Consider the following 17557-nt stretch of genomic DNA (forward strand, 5'->3'; position numbering starts at 1 on the left):
CGGCGTCATCGACGAGATCGCCTTCCAGACCAACCTTCTGGCCCTCAACGCCGGCGTCGAAGCCGCGCGGGCCGGCGAGGCGGGCCGTGGTTTCGCGGTCGTCGCTCAGGAAGTGCGGGCTCTGGCCCAGCGCTCGGCCGACGCCGCCAAAGAGATCAAGGGCCTGATCCGCGCCTCCACCGACGAGGTCGGCAAGGGCGTGCGCCTGGTCGGCGAGACCGGCGAGACCCTGCAGCAGATCATGGAGCAGGTCTCGGAGATCAACGCCCTGGTCGGCGAGATCGCTTCGTCGGCCAAGGAGCAGGCCATCGGCCTGGCGGAGGTCAACACCGCCGTCAACCAGATGGACCAGGTCACCCAGCAGAACGCGGCCATGGTCGAGCAGTCGACCGCCGCCAGCCACGCCCTCTCCAGCGAGGCCGCCGAACTCGAACGCCTGATCGGCCGCTTCCAGGTCGGGGCCGAGGTCCGCGAACTGCGCGCGCCGCCGCGCCAGCCGGCCGCCCCGCGCCGCGAGGCCTTCCGCGAACGCTACGTCCAGGGCGCCAACGCCCTGAAGATCGCCCCGCAATCGCGCCCGGGCGACTGGGAGGAGTTCTAGGAGCTGTGCCATTCCGGGCCTTGCCCGGAACGGGACGGTGAAGCTTGGGGAAAACGCCGTGCGCGGGGGCTCGCTTCCGCGCACGATCACGCTATATCCGGGCCATGGCTGAAGCTTTCAACGACAAGACCCTCTCCGCCGACAAGGCCGCCCGCTACGCCGAGGTGGCCGACGAGATCGCCTCGGTGCTCGACGGCGAAGGCAATGTGACGGCCCGCATGGCCACGGTGGCCTCGATGCTGGCCAACAGTTTCGACCACTATTTCTGGACCGGCTTCTACGTCGTCGATCCGGCCAAGGAACGCGAACTCGTCGTCGGCCCCTATCAGGGCACGCTGGGTTGCCTGCGCATCGCCTTCGGGCGCGGCGTCTGCGGCGCGGCCGCCGAGACCGGCCAGACCCAGCTGGTCGCCGATGTCCACGCCTTCCCGGGCCACATCGCCTGCGACGCCCGCTCGGCCAGCGAGATCGTCGTGCCGGTGTTCGACGGGCAAGGCCGCCTGCTGGCGGTGTTCGACGTCGATTCCGATCGTCCGGCCGCCTTCGACGAGATCGACCAGACCTGGCTCGCGCGCATCCTGGGCGCGACCTTCGTATCCTGAGGTTGGCCCCGAGGTTGCAGAATTGTTTCCATCATTCCTTAGCCGAGCCGGATTAGGACAGGTGGACATGCTGCAAGTCGAGACCCTGCACCCCGCCGACATGGCCCTGGCGGACGTGGCCCTGTGGCGAGCCTTCGCCGCGGCCGATCCGGCCCTGGCCAGCCCGCTCCTGGGTCCGGACTTCACCCAGGCCGTGGGCCGGGTGCGCGAGGACGCGCGGGTGGCGGTGATCCGTCGCGAGGGCGAGACGATCGGCTTTCTGCCCCACCATCGCCGCCCCGGCGGCATGGCCCGCCCGATCGGCGCGCCGCTGTCCGACTATCACGGCCTGATCGCCAAGCCCGGCGTCGAGATCGACGCGGCCCAGGTGCTGCGCGCCGCCGATCTGGCCGTATTCCGCTACACCGGCCTCGTCGATCCGGCCCACGCCTTCGCCGCCGAGCCGACGACGGCGGCCTACGTCATCGACATCGAGGACGACGTCGAGGCCTATCTGGAGGCCGTCCGTTCGGGCAGCCCCAAGAAGATCAAGAACTACCGCCGCCTGGACAACAAGCTCGAGCGCGAGATGGGGCAGGTGGCGCTGAAAGCCGCCGACCACTCCCAGGAGTCGTTCGACCAGCTGATCGCCTGGAAGCGCGAGCAGATCGAGCGCACCGGCGTGCACGACTTCCTGCGCCCGCAATGGACGCGCGACCTGTTCCAGACCCTGTTCGAGACCCGCGAGGGCGACTTCCAGGGCCTGATGATCAACCTCTACGCCGGCGGCCAGCTGGTGGCCGGCCACTTCGGGGTGCGCCAGGGCGCGACCTACCACCCGTGGATCGCCTCGACCAATCCGGCCTTCGCCGCCTGGTCGCCGGGCCAGATCTTCTTCCCCCGGGCCATCGCGGCCATGCCGGAACTGGGCCTGTCGCGCTACGACCTTGGTCCCGGCTCGGACCACTACAAGCACTCCTATGGCCTGACCCAGACCTTGATCGCCGACGGCGCGATCACCGCCGCCAGCATGGCCGGCCGCGTCGCCCACTCGGTGGAAGGCGTCTGGGCTCTGGCCGGCGCCCATGGCCAGGGACCGGTTGCGCGCCTGCGCCGGCGCATGGACATCATCGCCAGCACCGAGCTTACGATGGGCGGGCGCGTGAAGGGGCTGGTCGACGCCGTCGCCTCCCAGGGCCGCCGCCGCAACGCGACGATGGAGGTCTGATGGCGCGCGTGACGATCATGATCCCGACCCAGCGTCGGCCCGGCGGCCTCACCGTCGCGGCCCGCTCGGTCCTGGCCCAGGCCGGGGTGGATCACGCCGAGCTCGAACTCGTGATCGTCGACAACGACCAGACGCCTTCGGCTCAGCCGGCGGCCGAGTCCCTCGCCACGCAGGCGCCGTTCCCCGTCCACTACGTGCACGAGCCCCGCGCCGGCGTCGCCAACGCCCGCAACGCCGGCATGGCCAAGGCTTCGGGCGAGTTCATCGCCTTCCTCGACGACGACGAGGAGGCCCCGGCCGGCTGGCTGGCGGCCCTGCTGGCGGCTCAGGACCGCTACGCCGCCGACGTCGTCTTCGGCCCCGTCCGCGGCCGCGCGCCGGAGGGCGCTGCTCATCGCGACTATCTGGAGCGGTTCTTCTCGCGCCTTGGCCCGGATCAGGCCGGCGTCATCGATCACTATTACGGCTGCGGCGACAGCCTGCTGAAGCGTTCCAGCCTGCCCGATCCCGTCGCGCCCTTCGCCGTCGAGCGCAACCATATCGGCGGCGAGGACGACATGCTGTTTGGTCACATGCAGGCGGCCGGCGCGGTCTTCGCCTGGGAGCCGCAAGCCTGGGTCTGGGAAGATCCGCTGCCCGAACGCCTGACCCTCGACTACACGATCCGCCGCGCCTTCGCCTACGGCCAGGGTCCCTCGGCCCACTGCGCCGCCGCCGTGCCGCCGGATAGGGCGGGGGTCGCCCGCTGGATGGTTGTCGGCGTCGTCCAGGCCGCCCTGTTCGGGGCCGTGGCCGGCTTCAAGTGGCTGACCCGCGCCGGCGACCGGGCCGAATGGCTCGACCGCGCCGCCCGCGGCCTCGGCAAGACCCTGTGGTGGGGCCCCTTCAAGATCCACTTCTACGGACACTCGGCGTGAGGCTGGCGTCATGACCATCATCCACGACTGGACCCCGGAAAAGGCCAAGGCCTTCGGCAAGGAAAACCTGGTCTTCAAGCACGGCCTGCACGAGCGGCCGATGTTCGACGACGAAGGCCTGGCGCGCCTGCTCGACCGTTATCCACGCGAGCTGCTCGGTGTCTTCACCATGGGCGAGGACCCCAAGGCCTGGACCACCTGGCGCAAGGGCTCGGCGGGCAACCTCTCGGGCGACCAGTTGCTGGAGGCCGCCAAGGCCGGCCGCATCTGGCTGAACCTGCGCCACACCAACGACCACGTTCCCGAATACGCCGCCCTCTGCGACGAGATCTTCGCCGAGAAGGAGAGGGAAGTCCCGGGCCTCAAGACCTTCAAGCGCGATCTTGGCATGCTGATCAGCAGCGCCAACGCCCAGGTCTTCTACCATCTCGACGTGCCGCTGGTGTCGCTGTGGCAGATCCGGGGCGTCAAGAAGGTCTGGGTCTATCCGGTCGCCGATCCTTATGTCGGCGAACTGGCCCTGGAGAAGATCGTGCTGCGCGAGACGGCCGAGCAGTTCGCCTTCGAGCCCGCCTGGGACGCCGGCGCCCAGGCCGTCGAGCTGACGCCCGGCTCCATGGTCACCTGGAAGCAGAACGCCCCGCACCGGATCGAGAACGGCCCGATGCTGAACGTCTCGATCTCGATCGAATTCATGACCCCGCCGGCCCTGATGCGGGCCAACGTCATCTACGCCAACGGCGTGCTGCGCCGCCGGCTGGGCGCCAGTCCCAAGGTCCAGGCGGGCTTTGGCCCCACGGCGCTGGGCAAGCTGGCCATCGCCCGCGGCGCCAAGGCCCTGAACCTGCAGACCCCGCACGTGCGCCACCTGCCGGTGACCTTCGGCCTCGACGCCGCCCGGCCCGGCGTGCTGGTCGAGCACGCCTAGGCGCGGCCCCAGGCCCTACGCACCGACAGACCCCCGGGGCGCTTCGATCGCGCTTCCGTTCGCCTGCCCGTTCGGCTGGCCGCCGTATGACACGCCCGATCGACTCCTCCTGGAGTTGAAGCCGACATCGGCTGCTCGTTGGCGCCGCAATCATGATCATCGCGCTGCAAAAAATCATGGCGGGCGCCGTGCAAAGGGGCGCCGACGCGCCTGAAGCCCACGTTACGATCCGATGACGGCGGGAGCTATTGCGCAAGTTGCAAGCCTGACGAACTGTTTCAGTGGCGACATTCTTCGAATGTATCGCCCGACTTTTATTATCAAATAAGAACAATCGAACCGGGAAGCACCACGGAGAAAGCAAACGCGCGCGCATAGCGCCACGAGGGGGTATGCATGACTAAGTGCTCACGGACTATTTTGCTTTCGGGTATCTCTGCTTTTTCTCTGACCTTGGCCTATGCCAGCCTGGCCAATGCGGCCGATCTGCCGGCCGAACCGGCTGAGCCGGCCGTGACCGAGGTCGATACCGTCATCGTTCTCGGCACGCGCAGAACCGACCGGTCGGTGGTGGACTCGCCGTCTCCGATCGATGTCTTCGGCGGCGAAGAGCTCGCCCGCCAGCCGGCCGCCGACATGCTGGACGTGGTCAAGAACCTCGTCCCGTCGTTCTACGTCCCGCAGAACACCATCTCCGACGCCTCGACCTTCGTGCGCGCGCCGTCCCTGCGCGGCCTCGGCGCCGACCAGGTGCTCGTGATGATCAACGGCAAGCGCTACAACCGCTCGGCCCTGGTCCAGGTCGTCACCGGCGGCGACACGGCCCTGTCGCTGGGCGCCCAGGCCGTCGACCTGTCGATGATCCCGTCGATCGCCGTCAAGAGCCTGCAGATCCTGCGCGACGGTGCGACCGCCCAATACGGTTCCGACGCCATCGGCGGCGTCATCAACTACGGCCTGCGCGACGCCGACACCGGCTTCGAGGCCCAGGCGCGCTACGGCCAGACCTATGCCGGCGACGGCGAGAGCTATCAGTTCGCGGTCAACGGCGGCTTCAAGCTGTTCGACTCCGGCTTCGTCAACGTGTCGGCCGAGTATTTCGACGACGGCGAGACCAGCCGCGGCGCCACCCGGCCCATCGCGGCCGTCTTCGCGGCCAACAACCCCACCCTGGCCAACCAGCTGCCCAACTATCCGGGCCCGGCGCAGATCTGGGGCTCGTCGCCGACCAACGGCTACAAGGTGTTCGTCAACTCCGCCTACGACGTCAACGACAACACCAGCATCTATCTGACGGCCAATGTCGGGCATCGCGAGGCCGATCAGAGCTTCAACTATCGCTCGCCGATCTCGGCCCCGACGCCGCTGGCGGTCGACAACGGCACCGGCACGCCGGCCACCGGCTCGCCCGGGCGCAACGGCTCCTTCGCCCCGATCTACCTGACGCCTTGCCCGACCGGCAACGCCACCTGCCCGACGGGCGGCTTCGTCAAGGACGGCAACACCTTCAGCTTCACGTCCATCTATCCGGCGGGCTTCACCCCGCGCTTCCAGGGCGAGGTCGAACAGTTCTACGGCACGATGGGCGTCAAGGGTAAGGCCGACAGCGGCCTGACCTACGACCTCTCGGCGACCGTGGCGAAGAATTCGCTCGACCTGGCGATGACCAAGTCGCTCAACGCCTCCTTTGGCCCAACCAGCCAGACTTCGTTCAAGTTCGGCAAGCTGCTCCAGCGCGAAACCAACCTGAACCTCGACCTGACCTATCCGCTGGAAGTCGGGTTCGCCAGCCCGATCACCCTGTCGGGCGGCGCCGAGTATCGGCACGAGGAGTATGAAGCCACCGCCGGCGACCTGCAGTCCTACGCCGCGGGTCCCTACGCCGTGCAGCCGCTGTACGTGCAGGTTTCGCCCGGCGTCTACACGCGCTCGATCGTGAACGGCAATCCCGAGACGGCCTCGCAGTCGCCCGGCGCCAGCGGCTATGGCGGCACCAGCCCGGCCTCGGCCAAGACCTCGACCCAGAGCAACTACGGCGTCTATCTGGGCGCCGAGACCGACGTCACCGAGGCGTTCACGGTCGGCGTCGCCGGGCGCTACGAGGACTACGACACCTTCGGCGACACCGTGGTGGGCAAGGTCAACGCCCTCTATCGGTTCTCCGAGGCGTTCTCGGTGCGCGGCACCGTCGGCACCGGCTTCCACGCCCCGTCTCCCGGGCAGAGCAACACCGAGATCCTGACGACCGCCTTCGCTCCCGGCGGCGAGCAGGTCCAGACCGGCACCTATCCGGTGACCAGCGCCATCGCCCAGTATTTCGGCGCCAAGACCCTTACGCCTGAAGAGTCCACCAACTACGGCGTCGGGTTCATCTTCAACCCGATCAGCAACTTCACCCTCACCGTCGATGGCTACTTCATCAAGGTGAAGGACCGCATCAGCATCACCAGCACCTTCGACGTCACCGCGGCCGACATCACCGCCCAGCCCGCGCTCGCCGCGGTCGGCGTCGGCGGCGCGGTGGCCTACTTCACCAACGGCTTCGACACCGAGACCAAGGGGATCGACGCCGTCGCCAGCTATCGCACCGAACTGCTGGACAACCCGCTGAGCCTCACCCTGGCCTACAGCTACAACAAGAGCGAGGTCACCAAGTCCGATCCCGTCGCCATCGGCGCCGACCGGATCTACGACATCGAGAACATCACGCCCAAGCACCGCGCCAATGTCTCGGCCAGCTACGAGATCGCCGGCTTCACGATCAACGCCCGCGGCAACTACTACAGCAGCTGGAGCACCAACCAGGACTATCCTGGCCAGACGTTCGGCGCGAAGGTCACCGCCGACCTCGACATCAGCTATACGGTCGCGGAGAAGTACACCCTCACCGTCGGGGCCAATAACCTGTTCGACGAATATCCGGACAAGCTGGCCCCGACCACGGCCAACCCGATCTACGCCATCACCGGCAGCACGGCCGACGGCCAGATCTACCCGCGCTCGGGCGGTCCGTTCGGCATGAACGGCGGCTTCTGGTACGCGCGTCTGAAAGTGAAATACTAGGCGCTTCGAACACTTGCCGTCTCCACGGGGTGGCGGCGGCGAGACGGGGAGGCGGCCAGGAAGTTCCTGGCCGTCTTCTCTGATCCTCCAAGGTCGCCAGCGTGCGAACGCGGGTGATCAGCAAGTAAGCAAAAACTTCATTAGAACGCCGTGACGTCCTCCGGGCGGGATCACGCCCTTGCCCGTGGCTCGCCTTTGCCTCACAGCTTGGTCACGATGAGTCAGGCAGTCACGATCGAACTTGGCGAAGGCGGCGAACACGACGCCCGCGCCCTGCGCAACGCTTTCGGGTGTTTCACCACCGGCGTCACGGTCATCACGACCTTGGCGCAGGATGGCCGCCGCGTCGGCCTGACCGCCAATTCCTTCACGTCCGTCTCGCTGGATCCGCCGCTGGCCCTGGTCTGCGTCGACCTGAAGTCGTCCAGTCTCGGGGCTCTCGACGCGGCCGGTCGCTTCGCCGTCAACGTGCTGCACGCCGACCACCAGGCCCTGGCCCGCCAGTTCGTCCAGAAGGGCGTCGACCGTTTCGCCGGGATCGATACCGAGACCTGGCGCACGGGTGTGCCGATCCTGCCCGGCTGCATGGCCAATTTCGAGTGCGAGACCCACCACGTCTTCGACGCCGGCGACCACCGGGTCTATGTCGGCCGCGTGGTCAAGCTGCGCTACGACCCCGACCACGAGCCGCTGGTCTACCTGCAGGGCCGCTTCCGCCGGGTCCATGTGGATGCCGAGTAGGCAAAGCGCGCCAGGGTTAGGTGTAGGCGGCTAACCCGCCCGGGCGCGCGCTAACTGTCTGCCCTGGAACCCGAAGGGATCCAGGGATAGATTTTCCAGGATACGCGCCGTTTCTCGGATGCTATTGACGCCGAAAAACAGCGTTAGGGAGCGCATCATGCGAGACATCGCCAATTTCGTGAACGGCCAAGCCCTTGTCGGCGCCTCGGGGCGCTATGGCGACGTCTTCAATCCCAACACCGGCGAGGTCCAGGCCCGCGTCCAGTTCGCCACCGACGCCGAGATCGACGCCGCCGTCCAGGCCGCCGCGAAAGCGCAGATCGGCTGGGCCGCCACCAACCCGCAGCGCCGCGCCCGGGTGATGTTCGAGTTCAAGCGCCTGATCGAGCGGGACATGAACGCCCTGGCCGAGATCCTGTCGTCCGAGCACGGCAAGGTCATCGCCGACAGCAAGGGCGACATCCAGCGCGGCCTCGAGGTCATCGAGTTCGCCTGCGGCATTCCCCACATCCTGAAGGGCGAATACACCGAGGGCGCCGGTCCCGGCATCGACGTCTATTCGATGCGTCAGCCGCTGGGCGTCGTGGCGGGCATCACCCCGTTCAACTTCCCGGCCATGATCCCGATGTGGATGTTCGGCGTCGCCATCGCCGTCGGCAACACCTTCATCCTCAAGCCTTCGGAGAAGGATCCCACGGTTCCGGTGAAGCTCGCCGAGCTGATGATGGAAGCCGGCGCGCCCGAGGGCGTGCTGAACGTGATCCACGGCGACAAGAGCGCCGTCGACGCCATCCTGACCCATCCGGACATCAAGGCCGTCAGCTTCGTCGGCAGCTCCGACATCGCCCACTACGTCTATCAGACCGGCACGGCGCACGGGAAACGCGTCCAGGCCATGGGCGGCGCCAAGAACCACGGCCTCGTCCTGCCCGACGCCGACCTCGACCAGGTGGTCAAGGACCTGTCGGGCGCGGCCTTCGGCTCGGCCGGCGAGCGTTGCATGGCCCTGCCGGTCGTCGTCCCGGTCGGCCAGAAGACCGCCGACGAACTGCGCGAGCGCCTGGTCGCCGAGATCGAGACCCTGCATGTCGGCATCTCCACCGACCCGGCCGCCCACTACGGCCCCGTGGTCAGCGCCCAGCACCGCACCAAGATCGCCGACTACATCCAGATCGGCGTCGATGAAGGCGCCGAGCTCGTCGTCGACGGCCGCGACTTCTCGCTTCAGGGCTTCGAGATGGGCTTCTTCATCGGCCCATCGCTGTTCGACGGCGTCAAGAAAGGCATGAAGACCTACCAGGAGGAGATCTTCGGGCCGGTCCTGCAGATGGTCCGCGCCGAAAGCTTCGAGGAAGCGATCGCCCTGCCGTCCGAGCACCAGTACGGCAACGGCGTCGCCATCTTCACCCGCAACGGCCGCGCCGCCCGCGAGTTCGCCCAGCGCGTCAATGTCGGCATGGTCGGCATCAACGTGCCGATCCCGGTGCCGGTGGCCTATCACACCTTCGGCGGCTGGAAGCGCAGCGCGTTTGGCGACACCAACCAGCACGGCGTCGAGGGCGTGAAGTTCTACACCAAGGTCAAGACGGTGACGGCCCGCTGGCCGGAAGGCGACGTCGAGGACAGCGCCTTTGTCATCCCGACCATGAAGTAGCGGGCAGGGGGCGGCGATGAGCCAGACGCGCAGGACGGTGGCGACGGGCGCCCTGGCGCTCGGCCTGTCGCCCGGCGCGGCTCTCGCCGCCGCCGACCTCGCGCTGGTGGCCCAGTACGGCGCGCCCGAGGCGCCGGTGACGGTGTTCGAGACCAACGCCGGCGGTCTGGGTGTCTTCGCCCATGGCCAGCCGGCCCGGCGGCTCTCGTTGCTGGCGCCCGGCCGCTACGTCGTCGACGGCGGGGGCGAACTCGTCGTCACTGCCCGCGGTATTCGCCGGGACGGCGTCTTTCTGCCGCGTCATGACTTCGGGGCCGAGGTGCAGGCCGGCATCCGCCGGGCCGTCCGCGCCGATCCGAAGGCCCTTCGCGCTCGGGCGCTTGCCGCGACGCCGCCGAAGGAGACCGGCCAGTTCCTGCCGGCCGATCTCGTCGATCTGGCCACGATCGACCCGACGATCACCTTCGACATCCGCTACGCCAGCCGCGCCAACTTCATGGGGCTGACGCTCTACGAACGCCCGGCGGCCTGGCTTCAGCGGCCCGCCGCCCAGGCTCTGGGGCGCGCGGCCAAGGTGCTGGCGGCCCAGGGCTACGGCCTGACCATTCACGACGCCTATCGCCCCTGGTTCGTGACCTGGATGTTCTGGGAAGCCACGCCGCCGGCCAGCCGGGTCTTCGTCGCCGACCCGGCCAAGGGGTCGCGCCATAACCGCGGCTGCGCCGTCGACCTGACGCTGCACGACCTTGCGACCGGCGCCGTCGTCCAGATGCCCAGCCGCTACGACGAGATGTCGACCCGCTCCTATGCCGACTTCGCCGGCGGAACGGCCCGGCAGCGGTCTCTGCGCCAGATCCTGCGCGACGCCATGGTCGCCCAGGGCTTCGAGATCTATCCCGAAGAGTGGTGGCACTTCGACTACGGCGACTGGCGCCGCTATCCGATCGGCACGAAGACCTTCACGGAACTGGCGGGGTAGGGGGCGGCCCTAATCCCCCCACTCGAAGCTCGTCACCGCCCAGCCGTAAGACCGGATCCGCCAGCCGCCGGCCTCGCGCGCCTGCACGAACGTCCAACCGCCATGCTCGACGAACCGCCGCCCGTCGCGCACGCCGGTCCACTGCGTCGGCAGGGTGAAGTGAACCGTCTCGTCGGTCAGCACGAAGTCCTGGGCCGGCCCGAACCCGTGCTTCAGGTCGCCGATGCCGCCCGCATGCCCGGTCATGACGCCCCGCCATTGCGCCAGGCCCGTCTGGCCCAGGAACACGTGCGGCGGGAAGTTCTCCAGGATGGTCACCTCGCCGGCGCAGAACACGCCGTCGAGCAGGCGTTGGTCCACCGTCTCGAGGAACCGCGCCAGCGCTTGCGGCGCGGCCATCATGGCGGCGTCCGGCCCTTCGGCCTTGGGATGCTCGCTCATCGACGTCGTCTCCTCGTCCGCCCGCCCAGCCGTGATTCCGCGCCAGCCTACAGCGAGGCTTGCGCCGCTCGCGGATTTATCACATCAATCAATGTAAAGTTGCGAGCGTTTAGGGGGCGTGAGTGCGTATCGACAGGCGGGCCGTGATCACGGCCGGGGCGGCTTCGGCTTGGCTGTTGGCCGCCGGAGCCCGGGCCCAGGACCCCACCGGCCGCTGGGTGCGCGCCGAAAGTCCCCACTTCGTCGTCTATTCCGCCGACGGCGAGCGCGAGGCGCGCGAATACGCCCTGATGCTGGAAGACTTCGACGGCGTCCTGCGCCGTTTCCACGGCAAGCAGGACGCGCCGGCCGGGCGCAAGCTGCCAGTCTATCTGGTCCGCGACAACGACCAGCTCCAGAAGGTGTTTCCCGGCGCCGATCGCGCTGCCGGTCTCTACAGCGCGTCGCTGCAGGAGATCTTCATCATCGCCGTCAAGGGCATCGGCGACTACAGCACGCTGGACCTGACGGTCGGCGACAACGTCGTGCTGCATGAATATGTGCACCACTTCGTCATGCAGTACTTCCCCGACGGCTATCCCGCCTGGCTCTCGGAAGGGCTGCCCGAGTACTATTCGACCATCGACCTGAAGCCCAAGCGTGTCTTCGTCGGCGGCCCCAACAACCTGCGCGCCTTCTCTCTGCGCCAGCGCGCCTGGCTGCCGGCGGACAAGCTGCTCGGCAGCAACCGCCGCCAGATCGACGAACAGAGCGTCGGTGTGTTCTACGGCCAGGCCTGGCTGCTGACCCACTACGTCTGGAGCAACGCCGAGCGCCGCCAGAAGCTCGGCGCCTATCTCGACCGCTACCGCGACGGCCAGGATGCGATGCAGGCCTGGACCGCGGTCTATGGCGACGACGCCAAGGGCCTGGAGAACAAGCTCAAGAGCTACATGAACACCCGCCTGATGGGCGTGGAGATGACCCGCGACGGTCCACCGACGCCGCCGGTCACGGTGACGGCCATGCCTGCCGGCGCCGATGATTTGCTGCTCGACGTCCAGCTTCTCAAGCGCCAGATGGTCAACGACAAGGACAAGCAGTTGGAGCGGGTGCGGACCCAGGCCGCCAAGCGTCCGAACGAGCGCTTCAGCCGGCTGGCCCTGGCCCGGGCCGAAACCCAGTTCGGCGATCGCGACGCCGGCGAGGCGATGCTGGAGCGCTTGCTGGCCGAAAAGCCCGACGACCTGGAGGCCTTGCAGCTCGCCGCCTTCAGCCGTCTCTATCGCGCCGAGAAGAAGTCGCCCGACGCCGTGGCCCAGATGACCCAGGCCTCCGTCTATCTCGGGCGCGCCAACAAGCTGGATCCGGACAACTACCTTACCCTCTACGGCTATTTCCGGGCCCAGCGCGGCGCGGGCAAGCCGACGGAGAACACGCTGAACGTCCTGGCGCGCGCCGTCGAACTGGCGCCCCAGCAGGCCTCCATCCGTATGACCGCCGGCCAGACCTTCATGGAGGCCGGCCACTACGACGAGGCCCGCTTCTTCCTCGAACCGGCCGCCAACAACCCGCATGGCGGCGGCCTGGCCGCGGCCGCCCAGAAGCTGATCGACCAGATCGACGCCAAGGAAGCCGCCGCCGCGGCCAAGCCGGCCGCGAAGACGAGCTGAAGGCCCGGGCCCTCGAGTTCAGCCTCGCGGCCGCCAGGCCAGCACCTGCGCGCCCTCGACGCCGACCTGCCGGCACTGCGCCTTCAGCGGACAGGCTCCGCACCGGGGCGCGTCGTGCGGACACAGCATCTGGCCCAGGCCATGCTTCATCAGGCAGTGCAGTTCGAAGAGGTCGTCGGCCGTCCAGCTGTCGGGAACCAGCGCCATCAGGCCATGATAGCTGTGCGTCGGGTCGCCGGGACCGACCAGACCCAGACGCTGGGCGGTGCGGTGTACGTGGCTGTCGACCACCAGGTCGCGCATGGCCAGGGTGCTGAAGTTGAGCACGCTGGCGGCCACCTTCTGGCCGACGCCGGGCAGGGCGCGCAGTTCGTGCCGGGCCTGCTCGACGGTCTGGTTGCGCAGGTGGCTGAGCGACAGCCAGCCGACCCGCGCTTCGATCATCCGCAGGGCCAGCGGCAATCGCCGGGCCTTGTCCTGAGCGAACTGCACGTCCGCGATCAGGTCCAGCACCGCGTCGGGCTGCGCCCGCGCCAGATCCTCCCAGCTCTGGAACGCGCCCTGCAGCCGCAGGAACGCCGCCCACGACACCGCGTCCAGCGTGCGATGGCTGATCGACGACTTCACCAGCTGCGAAACCGGGTCCATCCGCGCCTTGGGCCGCTGCGGGCCGAAGGCCGCGAGCAGGACGTCGCGCACGCCTTCGAGCGGCGACCGGGCGAGGTTCAGGGAAAGCTGCATGGCGCGACCGTTTGGAACATAATGAGAACATTATGCGCCAATCAACCGGTTGTCCACAGCCCTTCGGCAGGCTCTAGCGCTGTCGGCGCGCGCGTCCCCACAGGGCGGTGACCCGCCGGCGCAGACGGCCGAACGCCACCTGGACAGGCGTCGGGGCCTGGTCGGGCTCGGGGCGCTCCTCGGCGGGCAGTTCGACGCCGGCGAAGCGGGCGATCAGGTCGCGCAGCTCCGGCTCCTGCACGGCCAGGGCGGCCTCGACCGGGCCCATCCACTTGAGCGTCCGCTGGCCCTTTTCCGGCCAGGTCGCGTGCTCGCCGGTGACCTGCATCGGATAGACGTCGACCTTGACCAGCCGCGCCGCGCCGCTCTTCAGCCGCTTGAGATATTCGTAGTCGCCGAAGGCCGCCGACGCGATCCGGCCGTCCAGCCCGGCTTCCTCGTAGGCTTCCTGGGCCGCGGCCTGGGGATCGGCCTTGTCCTTCATCGGCCAGCCCTTGGGGATCACCCAGCGGCGGGTCTCGCGCGACGAGACGAGCAGGATCTCCAGCCCGGCGCCGTCGCCGCGCCAGGGCAGGGCGGCGACCTGACGCCGCTTGCCGCCGCCCTTGCCGTTCCCTTGGCTTCCGCCGGTCTGCTTGACCGTCCCGTCCGTCACTTCATCCAGAACCCGAGATAATAGAACAGCGCCGCCGTCAGGGCCGCCGCCGGAAGCGTGATGACCCAGGCCACGACGATGTTCTTGGCCACACCCCAGCGCACCGCCGAGACCCGGCGCGAGGCGCCGACGCCCACAATAGCGCCCGTGATGGTGTGAGTCGTCGATACAGGAACGCCGATATGCGTGGCGAGGAACAAAGTGATCGCGCCGCCGGTCTCCGCGCAGAAACCCTGCATCGGCGTCAGGCGGGTGATCTTGCTGCCCATGGTGTGCACGATCCGCCAGCCGCCGAACAGCGTGCCCAGCCCCATCGCCGTCTGGCAGGCCAGCACCACCCAGAACGGGATGTGCCCCGGCTGGTGCGTGGCGCCATGGGCGAACAGCAGGGCGGCGATGATGCCCATGGTCTTCTGCGCGTCGTTGCCGCCGTGGCCCAGGCTGTAGAGCGCGGCCGACACGAACTGCAGCTTGCGGAACACCCGGTCGGCGAAGAACGGCGAGGTCTTCACGAAGGTCCAGGAGACGATCAGCACCAGGATCAGGGCCAGAACGAAGCCGAAGGTCGGCGACACCACGATGCCGGCGGCGGTCTTGCCTAGGCCCGCCCATTGGATGGCGCCCAGGCCGCCGACCTTGGCGACCGATGCGCCGACCAGGCCGCCGATCAGGGCGTGCGAGCTGGAGGAGGGGATGCCCGCCCACCAGGTCAGCAGGTTCCAACTGATCGCGCCGCCCAGGGCGCCGAAGATCAGGCGGTCGCTGATGATGTGCGGATCGACGATGCCCGAGCCGACCATCTTGGCCACGCTGGTGCCGAAGAACATGAAGGCGATGAAGTTGAAGAACGCCGCCCAGATCACCGCCCACTTGGCCGACAGCACGCGGGTGGAGACGATGGTGGCGATCGAGTTCGCCGCGTCGTGCAGGCCGTTCAGGAAGTCGAACGCCAGGGCGACGACGACCAGGAACACCAGGATGAGAAGGGTGGGGTCCACGGGGCGGGCCTCTTAGACCTGCTCGACCACGATGCCGCTGATGCGGTTGGCCACGTCCTCGAAGCGGTCGACCACCTTTTCCAGGTGGCTGTAGATGTCGATGCCGACGATGAAGGCCATCGGATCGGCCTCGCGGTGGGCCAGGAACAGCTCCTTGCGGCCCAGGTCGTACATCTGGTCGGCCTGTTCCTCGATCTGGGTGATTTTCACGGCCAGGTCGCTCAGGCGCTGGGCGTTGTTGCGCATCTTGGGCAGCAGCGACACGGCCTCGGCCGTCAGGTCGGCGGCCTGGACGATGATCTGCGCCATCGCCTTCATCTGCGGCTCGAAGGTCTTGACCTCGAACAGGCTGACCACCTTGGCGGTCTTGCGCATCTGGTCGATGGCGTCGTCCAGCGACGTCGTCAGGTCCTGGATGTCGCTACGATCGAAGGGGGTGATGAAGCTGCGGCGGACGGCCTGCATCACCTGGCGGGTGATCTCGTCGGCCTCTTCCTCGTGCAGGTTCACCCGCTGGGTGGCCGCCTCGATGCTGTCGGCGCCGCTCATCAGGTCGCTCAGCGCCTTTGAGCCCGCCACCAGCGTCTGGGCGTGCTGCGAGAAAAGGTCGAAGAACCGGTCTTCCTTCGGCATGATCGCCCGGAACAAACCCAGCATGGTCGCTTCATCCTCTTGTTCGAAGCGCGGCAACGAAAAACGCGGACGTCCGTATCGGGAGCATCCGCGTCATTGGCCGGAGCGGAACCACGGAAGAGCCGGCCGTTCAAGCCCCTCTGTGAAACTTTTGTGACAGTTTAGGCGGTGCGGCCGACGGCGTAAGGCGGGAAGTCGGCGCCGCGACATAGCGTCCCAAGCGGCCGCAAAACCCTTCGCCGGCCCAAATCTAAACAACGTTCTTAACCTTGCCGTCCGATCCTCGAAGCCTGAATTCGGGGAGGCCAAGATGGGCGAACACGTCGAGACGCTGGTGATCGGGGCCGGGCCCGCCGGGCTTTCGGCCGCTCACGCCCTGGCCTGCGCCGGCCGCACGGTGACCGTGATCGAGGCCGACGCGATCGGCGGCGCCGCCCGCACCCTTTCCTTCGACGGCTTCTCCCTCGACGTCTCCGGCCGCCGGCTGAGCTCGGCCGATCCGGCCATCCGCGCCTTCTGGACGGCCCTGCTGCCGAACGACCTGGTCGAGGCCCCCAGCGCCATGCGCCTCGAAGGCGAGCGGGCGGCCCGCGGCCGTCCCGGCGCGGCCATCGGCGCGCTGCTGACCGCCAGGCTGCGCCCGATCGCCAATTCCAAGACCCTCGGCGAATGGCTGACCCGCCGCTTCGGCCGTCGCGTCGCCCGCCGTCTCGGCGACTACGCCCACAAGCTCTGGGCCCTGCGTCCGGAAGAGACCCCGGCCCAGCCGGCCTGCCCCAGCTTCCAGTCCGAATCCGGTTCGCTGCCGCGCCTGGGCACGGGCCAGCTGTGGGACTCCTGCGCCCAGGTCATCCGCGCCGCCGGCGGCGAGATCCTGCTGGGCCGGAAGGCGACCGGCCTGCGCCGCGACCGCGCCACCGGCGTCTGGACCGTCACTGCCGAAACCGGGCAGGGGACCACCCAGACCCTCACCGCCGACCAGGTGATCTCGACCATGCCGCTGCGCGAGCTGATGGGCGCGCTGTCGCCCACGCCGATCAGCCTCTTCCACGCCTGCGAGCTGATGTATCGCGACCAGGTCACCGTCGCCTTCGCCGCCAAGCCCGGCCGTCGCCGCGCACCCGCTCTGGCCGAGATCCACGATCCGCAGATCAAGGCGGCCCGCGCCCGCGCCCTCGACGGCGGCGCTCTCGACGGCGGCGCTCTGGCGCTCGACTACTATTGCTTCGAAGGCGACGCCACCTGGGTGTCCGACGACGGCGTCCTGATCGCCCAGGCCGTCGCCGAGGCCGGCCGTCTCGGCTTGATCGCCCCGGGCTCGGCCCGCGACGTTCAGGTCGTGCGCCAGCGCAAGGTCCACCCGATCCACGACGAGTGCTGCGACGAGCACCTGAAGATGATCGGCCTGGACCTGCGCCTGCACTTCACCGGCCTGCATCTGGCCGGTCGCGCCGGAACCCACGGCGACAGCGCCGACGACCAGTCCATCCGCACCGGCCTCTCCGCCGCCGCCAACGTCCTGGCCCGCGTTCTGGCTCCGGTGAGGGTGGCTGCGTAGCCCCAAGGTTTCTTCTGCCTGGTGCGAGCCTGAACTCGCCCCATTCCCCCTCCCGTAAAATCCCCGCGAAAGCAGATTCCGCGCCTGATCCCTCTCCCCTTGCGGAGAGGGTGGCCCTGCGGAGCAGGGTCGGGTGAGGGGTCTCTCAAAACTGAAAGCCGTCCAAAGCCCTTCCCCCTCGATGGGG

Annotated in this window: 16 protein-coding genes; 11 read left to right on the forward strand and 5 right to left on the reverse strand. The window is 68.4% G+C overall.

Translation table 11 applies throughout. From position 1 onward, the window contains the following. From DMC18_RS03085 to DMC18_RS03125, 9 genes are all read left to right on the forward strand, one after another. A partial coding sequence (locus DMC18_RS03085; RefSeq protein WP_233248051.1) for a methyl-accepting chemotaxis protein occupies positions 1–601 on the forward strand: 601 nt, incomplete at its 5' end. A 104-nt stretch (positions 602–705) separates the two neighbouring features. Beyond that, positions 706–1203: a GAF domain-containing protein gene (locus DMC18_RS03090; protein WP_110122048.1), complete on the forward strand. Its 498-nt coding sequence runs from the start codon at positions 706–708 to the stop codon at positions 1201–1203. A 67-nt stretch (positions 1204–1270) separates the two neighbouring features. Then, positions 1271–2410, forward strand: coding sequence for a GNAT family N-acetyltransferase (locus tag DMC18_RS03095; protein WP_110122047.1), 1140 nt, complete (start codon positions 1271–1273; stop codon positions 2408–2410). Then, positions 2410–3327: a glycosyltransferase family 2 protein gene (locus tag DMC18_RS27240; RefSeq protein WP_110122046.1), complete on the forward strand. Its 918-nt coding sequence runs from the start codon at positions 2410–2412 to the stop codon at positions 3325–3327. The genes DMC18_RS03095 and DMC18_RS27240 overlap by 1 nt, the downstream gene beginning before the upstream one ends. A 10-nt stretch (positions 3328–3337) precedes the next feature. Next, positions 3338–4255, forward strand: coding sequence for a hypothetical protein (locus DMC18_RS03105; protein ID WP_110122045.1), 918 nt, complete (start codon positions 3338–3340; stop codon positions 4253–4255). 513 nt (positions 4256–4768) lie between these two features. Further along, positions 4769–7318 carry a TonB-dependent siderophore receptor gene (locus tag DMC18_RS03110; protein ID WP_199232536.1) on the forward strand — a complete coding sequence of 850 codons (2550 nt, stop codon included), beginning with the start codon at positions 4769–4771 and terminating at the stop codon, positions 7316–7318. 216 nt (positions 7319–7534) lie between these two features. Beyond that, positions 7535–8059 (forward strand): flavin reductase family protein, encoded by a 525-nt coding sequence (locus DMC18_RS03115; RefSeq protein ID WP_110122043.1) that lies wholly within the window; start codon positions 7535–7537, stop codon positions 8057–8059. 157 nt (positions 8060–8216) lie between these two features. Next, positions 8217–9713: a CoA-acylating methylmalonate-semialdehyde dehydrogenase gene (locus DMC18_RS03120; protein WP_110122042.1), complete on the forward strand. Its 1497-nt coding sequence runs from the start codon at positions 8217–8219 to the stop codon at positions 9711–9713. A gap of 16 nt (positions 9714–9729) precedes the next feature. Then, positions 9730–10692: a M15 family metallopeptidase gene (locus tag DMC18_RS03125; protein WP_110132689.1), complete on the forward strand. Its 963-nt coding sequence runs from the start codon at positions 9730–9732 to the stop codon at positions 10690–10692. A 9-nt stretch (positions 10693–10701) separates the two neighbouring features. Here the strand turns inward: DMC18_RS03125 and DMC18_RS03130 are convergent, their stop codons facing one another. Then, a complete protein-coding gene (locus tag DMC18_RS03130) occupies positions 10702–11133 on the reverse strand; it encodes a nuclear transport factor 2 family protein (protein ID WP_110122040.1) in 432 nt (143 codons plus the stop codon). 122 nt (positions 11134–11255) lie between these two features. Here DMC18_RS03130 and DMC18_RS03135 point away from each other — a divergent pair, with 122 nt between their 5' ends. Beyond that, the gene (locus tag DMC18_RS03135; protein ID WP_146217955.1) at positions 11256–12785 is read left to right on the forward strand and encodes a hypothetical protein; all 1530 of its coding nucleotides are present in this window, start codon (positions 11256–11258) and stop codon (positions 12783–12785) included. 18 nt (positions 12786–12803) lie between these two features. On the opposite strand, the gene nth is transcribed toward DMC18_RS03135, so the two are convergent. From nth to DMC18_RS03155, 4 genes are all read right to left on the reverse strand, one after another. Further along, positions 12804–13526, reverse strand: coding sequence for an endonuclease III (gene nth, locus DMC18_RS03140; RefSeq protein ID WP_110122038.1), 723 nt, complete (start codon positions 13524–13526; stop codon positions 12804–12806). 73 nt (positions 13527–13599) lie between these two features. Then, positions 13600–14181 (reverse strand): NUDIX hydrolase, encoded by a 582-nt coding sequence (locus DMC18_RS03145; RefSeq protein ID WP_199228629.1) that lies wholly within the window; start codon positions 14179–14181, stop codon positions 13600–13602. Beyond that, positions 14178–15179, reverse strand: a complete 1002-nt coding sequence (locus DMC18_RS03150; protein ID WP_110122037.1) for an inorganic phosphate transporter — start codon at positions 15177–15179, stop codon at positions 14178–14180. Before DMC18_RS03150 ends, DMC18_RS03145 begins: the two co-directional genes overlap by 4 nt. Before the next feature lie 12 nt (positions 15180–15191). Next, positions 15192–15836, reverse strand: a complete 645-nt coding sequence (locus tag DMC18_RS03155) for a DUF47 domain-containing protein (protein WP_110122036.1) — start codon at positions 15834–15836, stop codon at positions 15192–15194. A gap of 286 nt (positions 15837–16122) precedes the next feature. Between DMC18_RS03155 and DMC18_RS03160 the strand changes: the two genes are divergently transcribed. Beyond that, a complete protein-coding gene (locus tag DMC18_RS03160) occupies positions 16123–17370 on the forward strand; it encodes an FAD-dependent oxidoreductase (RefSeq protein ID WP_110122035.1) in 1248 nt (415 codons plus the stop codon). Positions 17371–17557: the final 187 nt, after the last annotated feature.

The organism is Caulobacter sp. D5 (genome assembly GCF_003185805.1).
Taxonomy (GTDB): domain Bacteria; phylum Pseudomonadota; class Alphaproteobacteria; order Caulobacterales; family Caulobacteraceae; genus Caulobacter.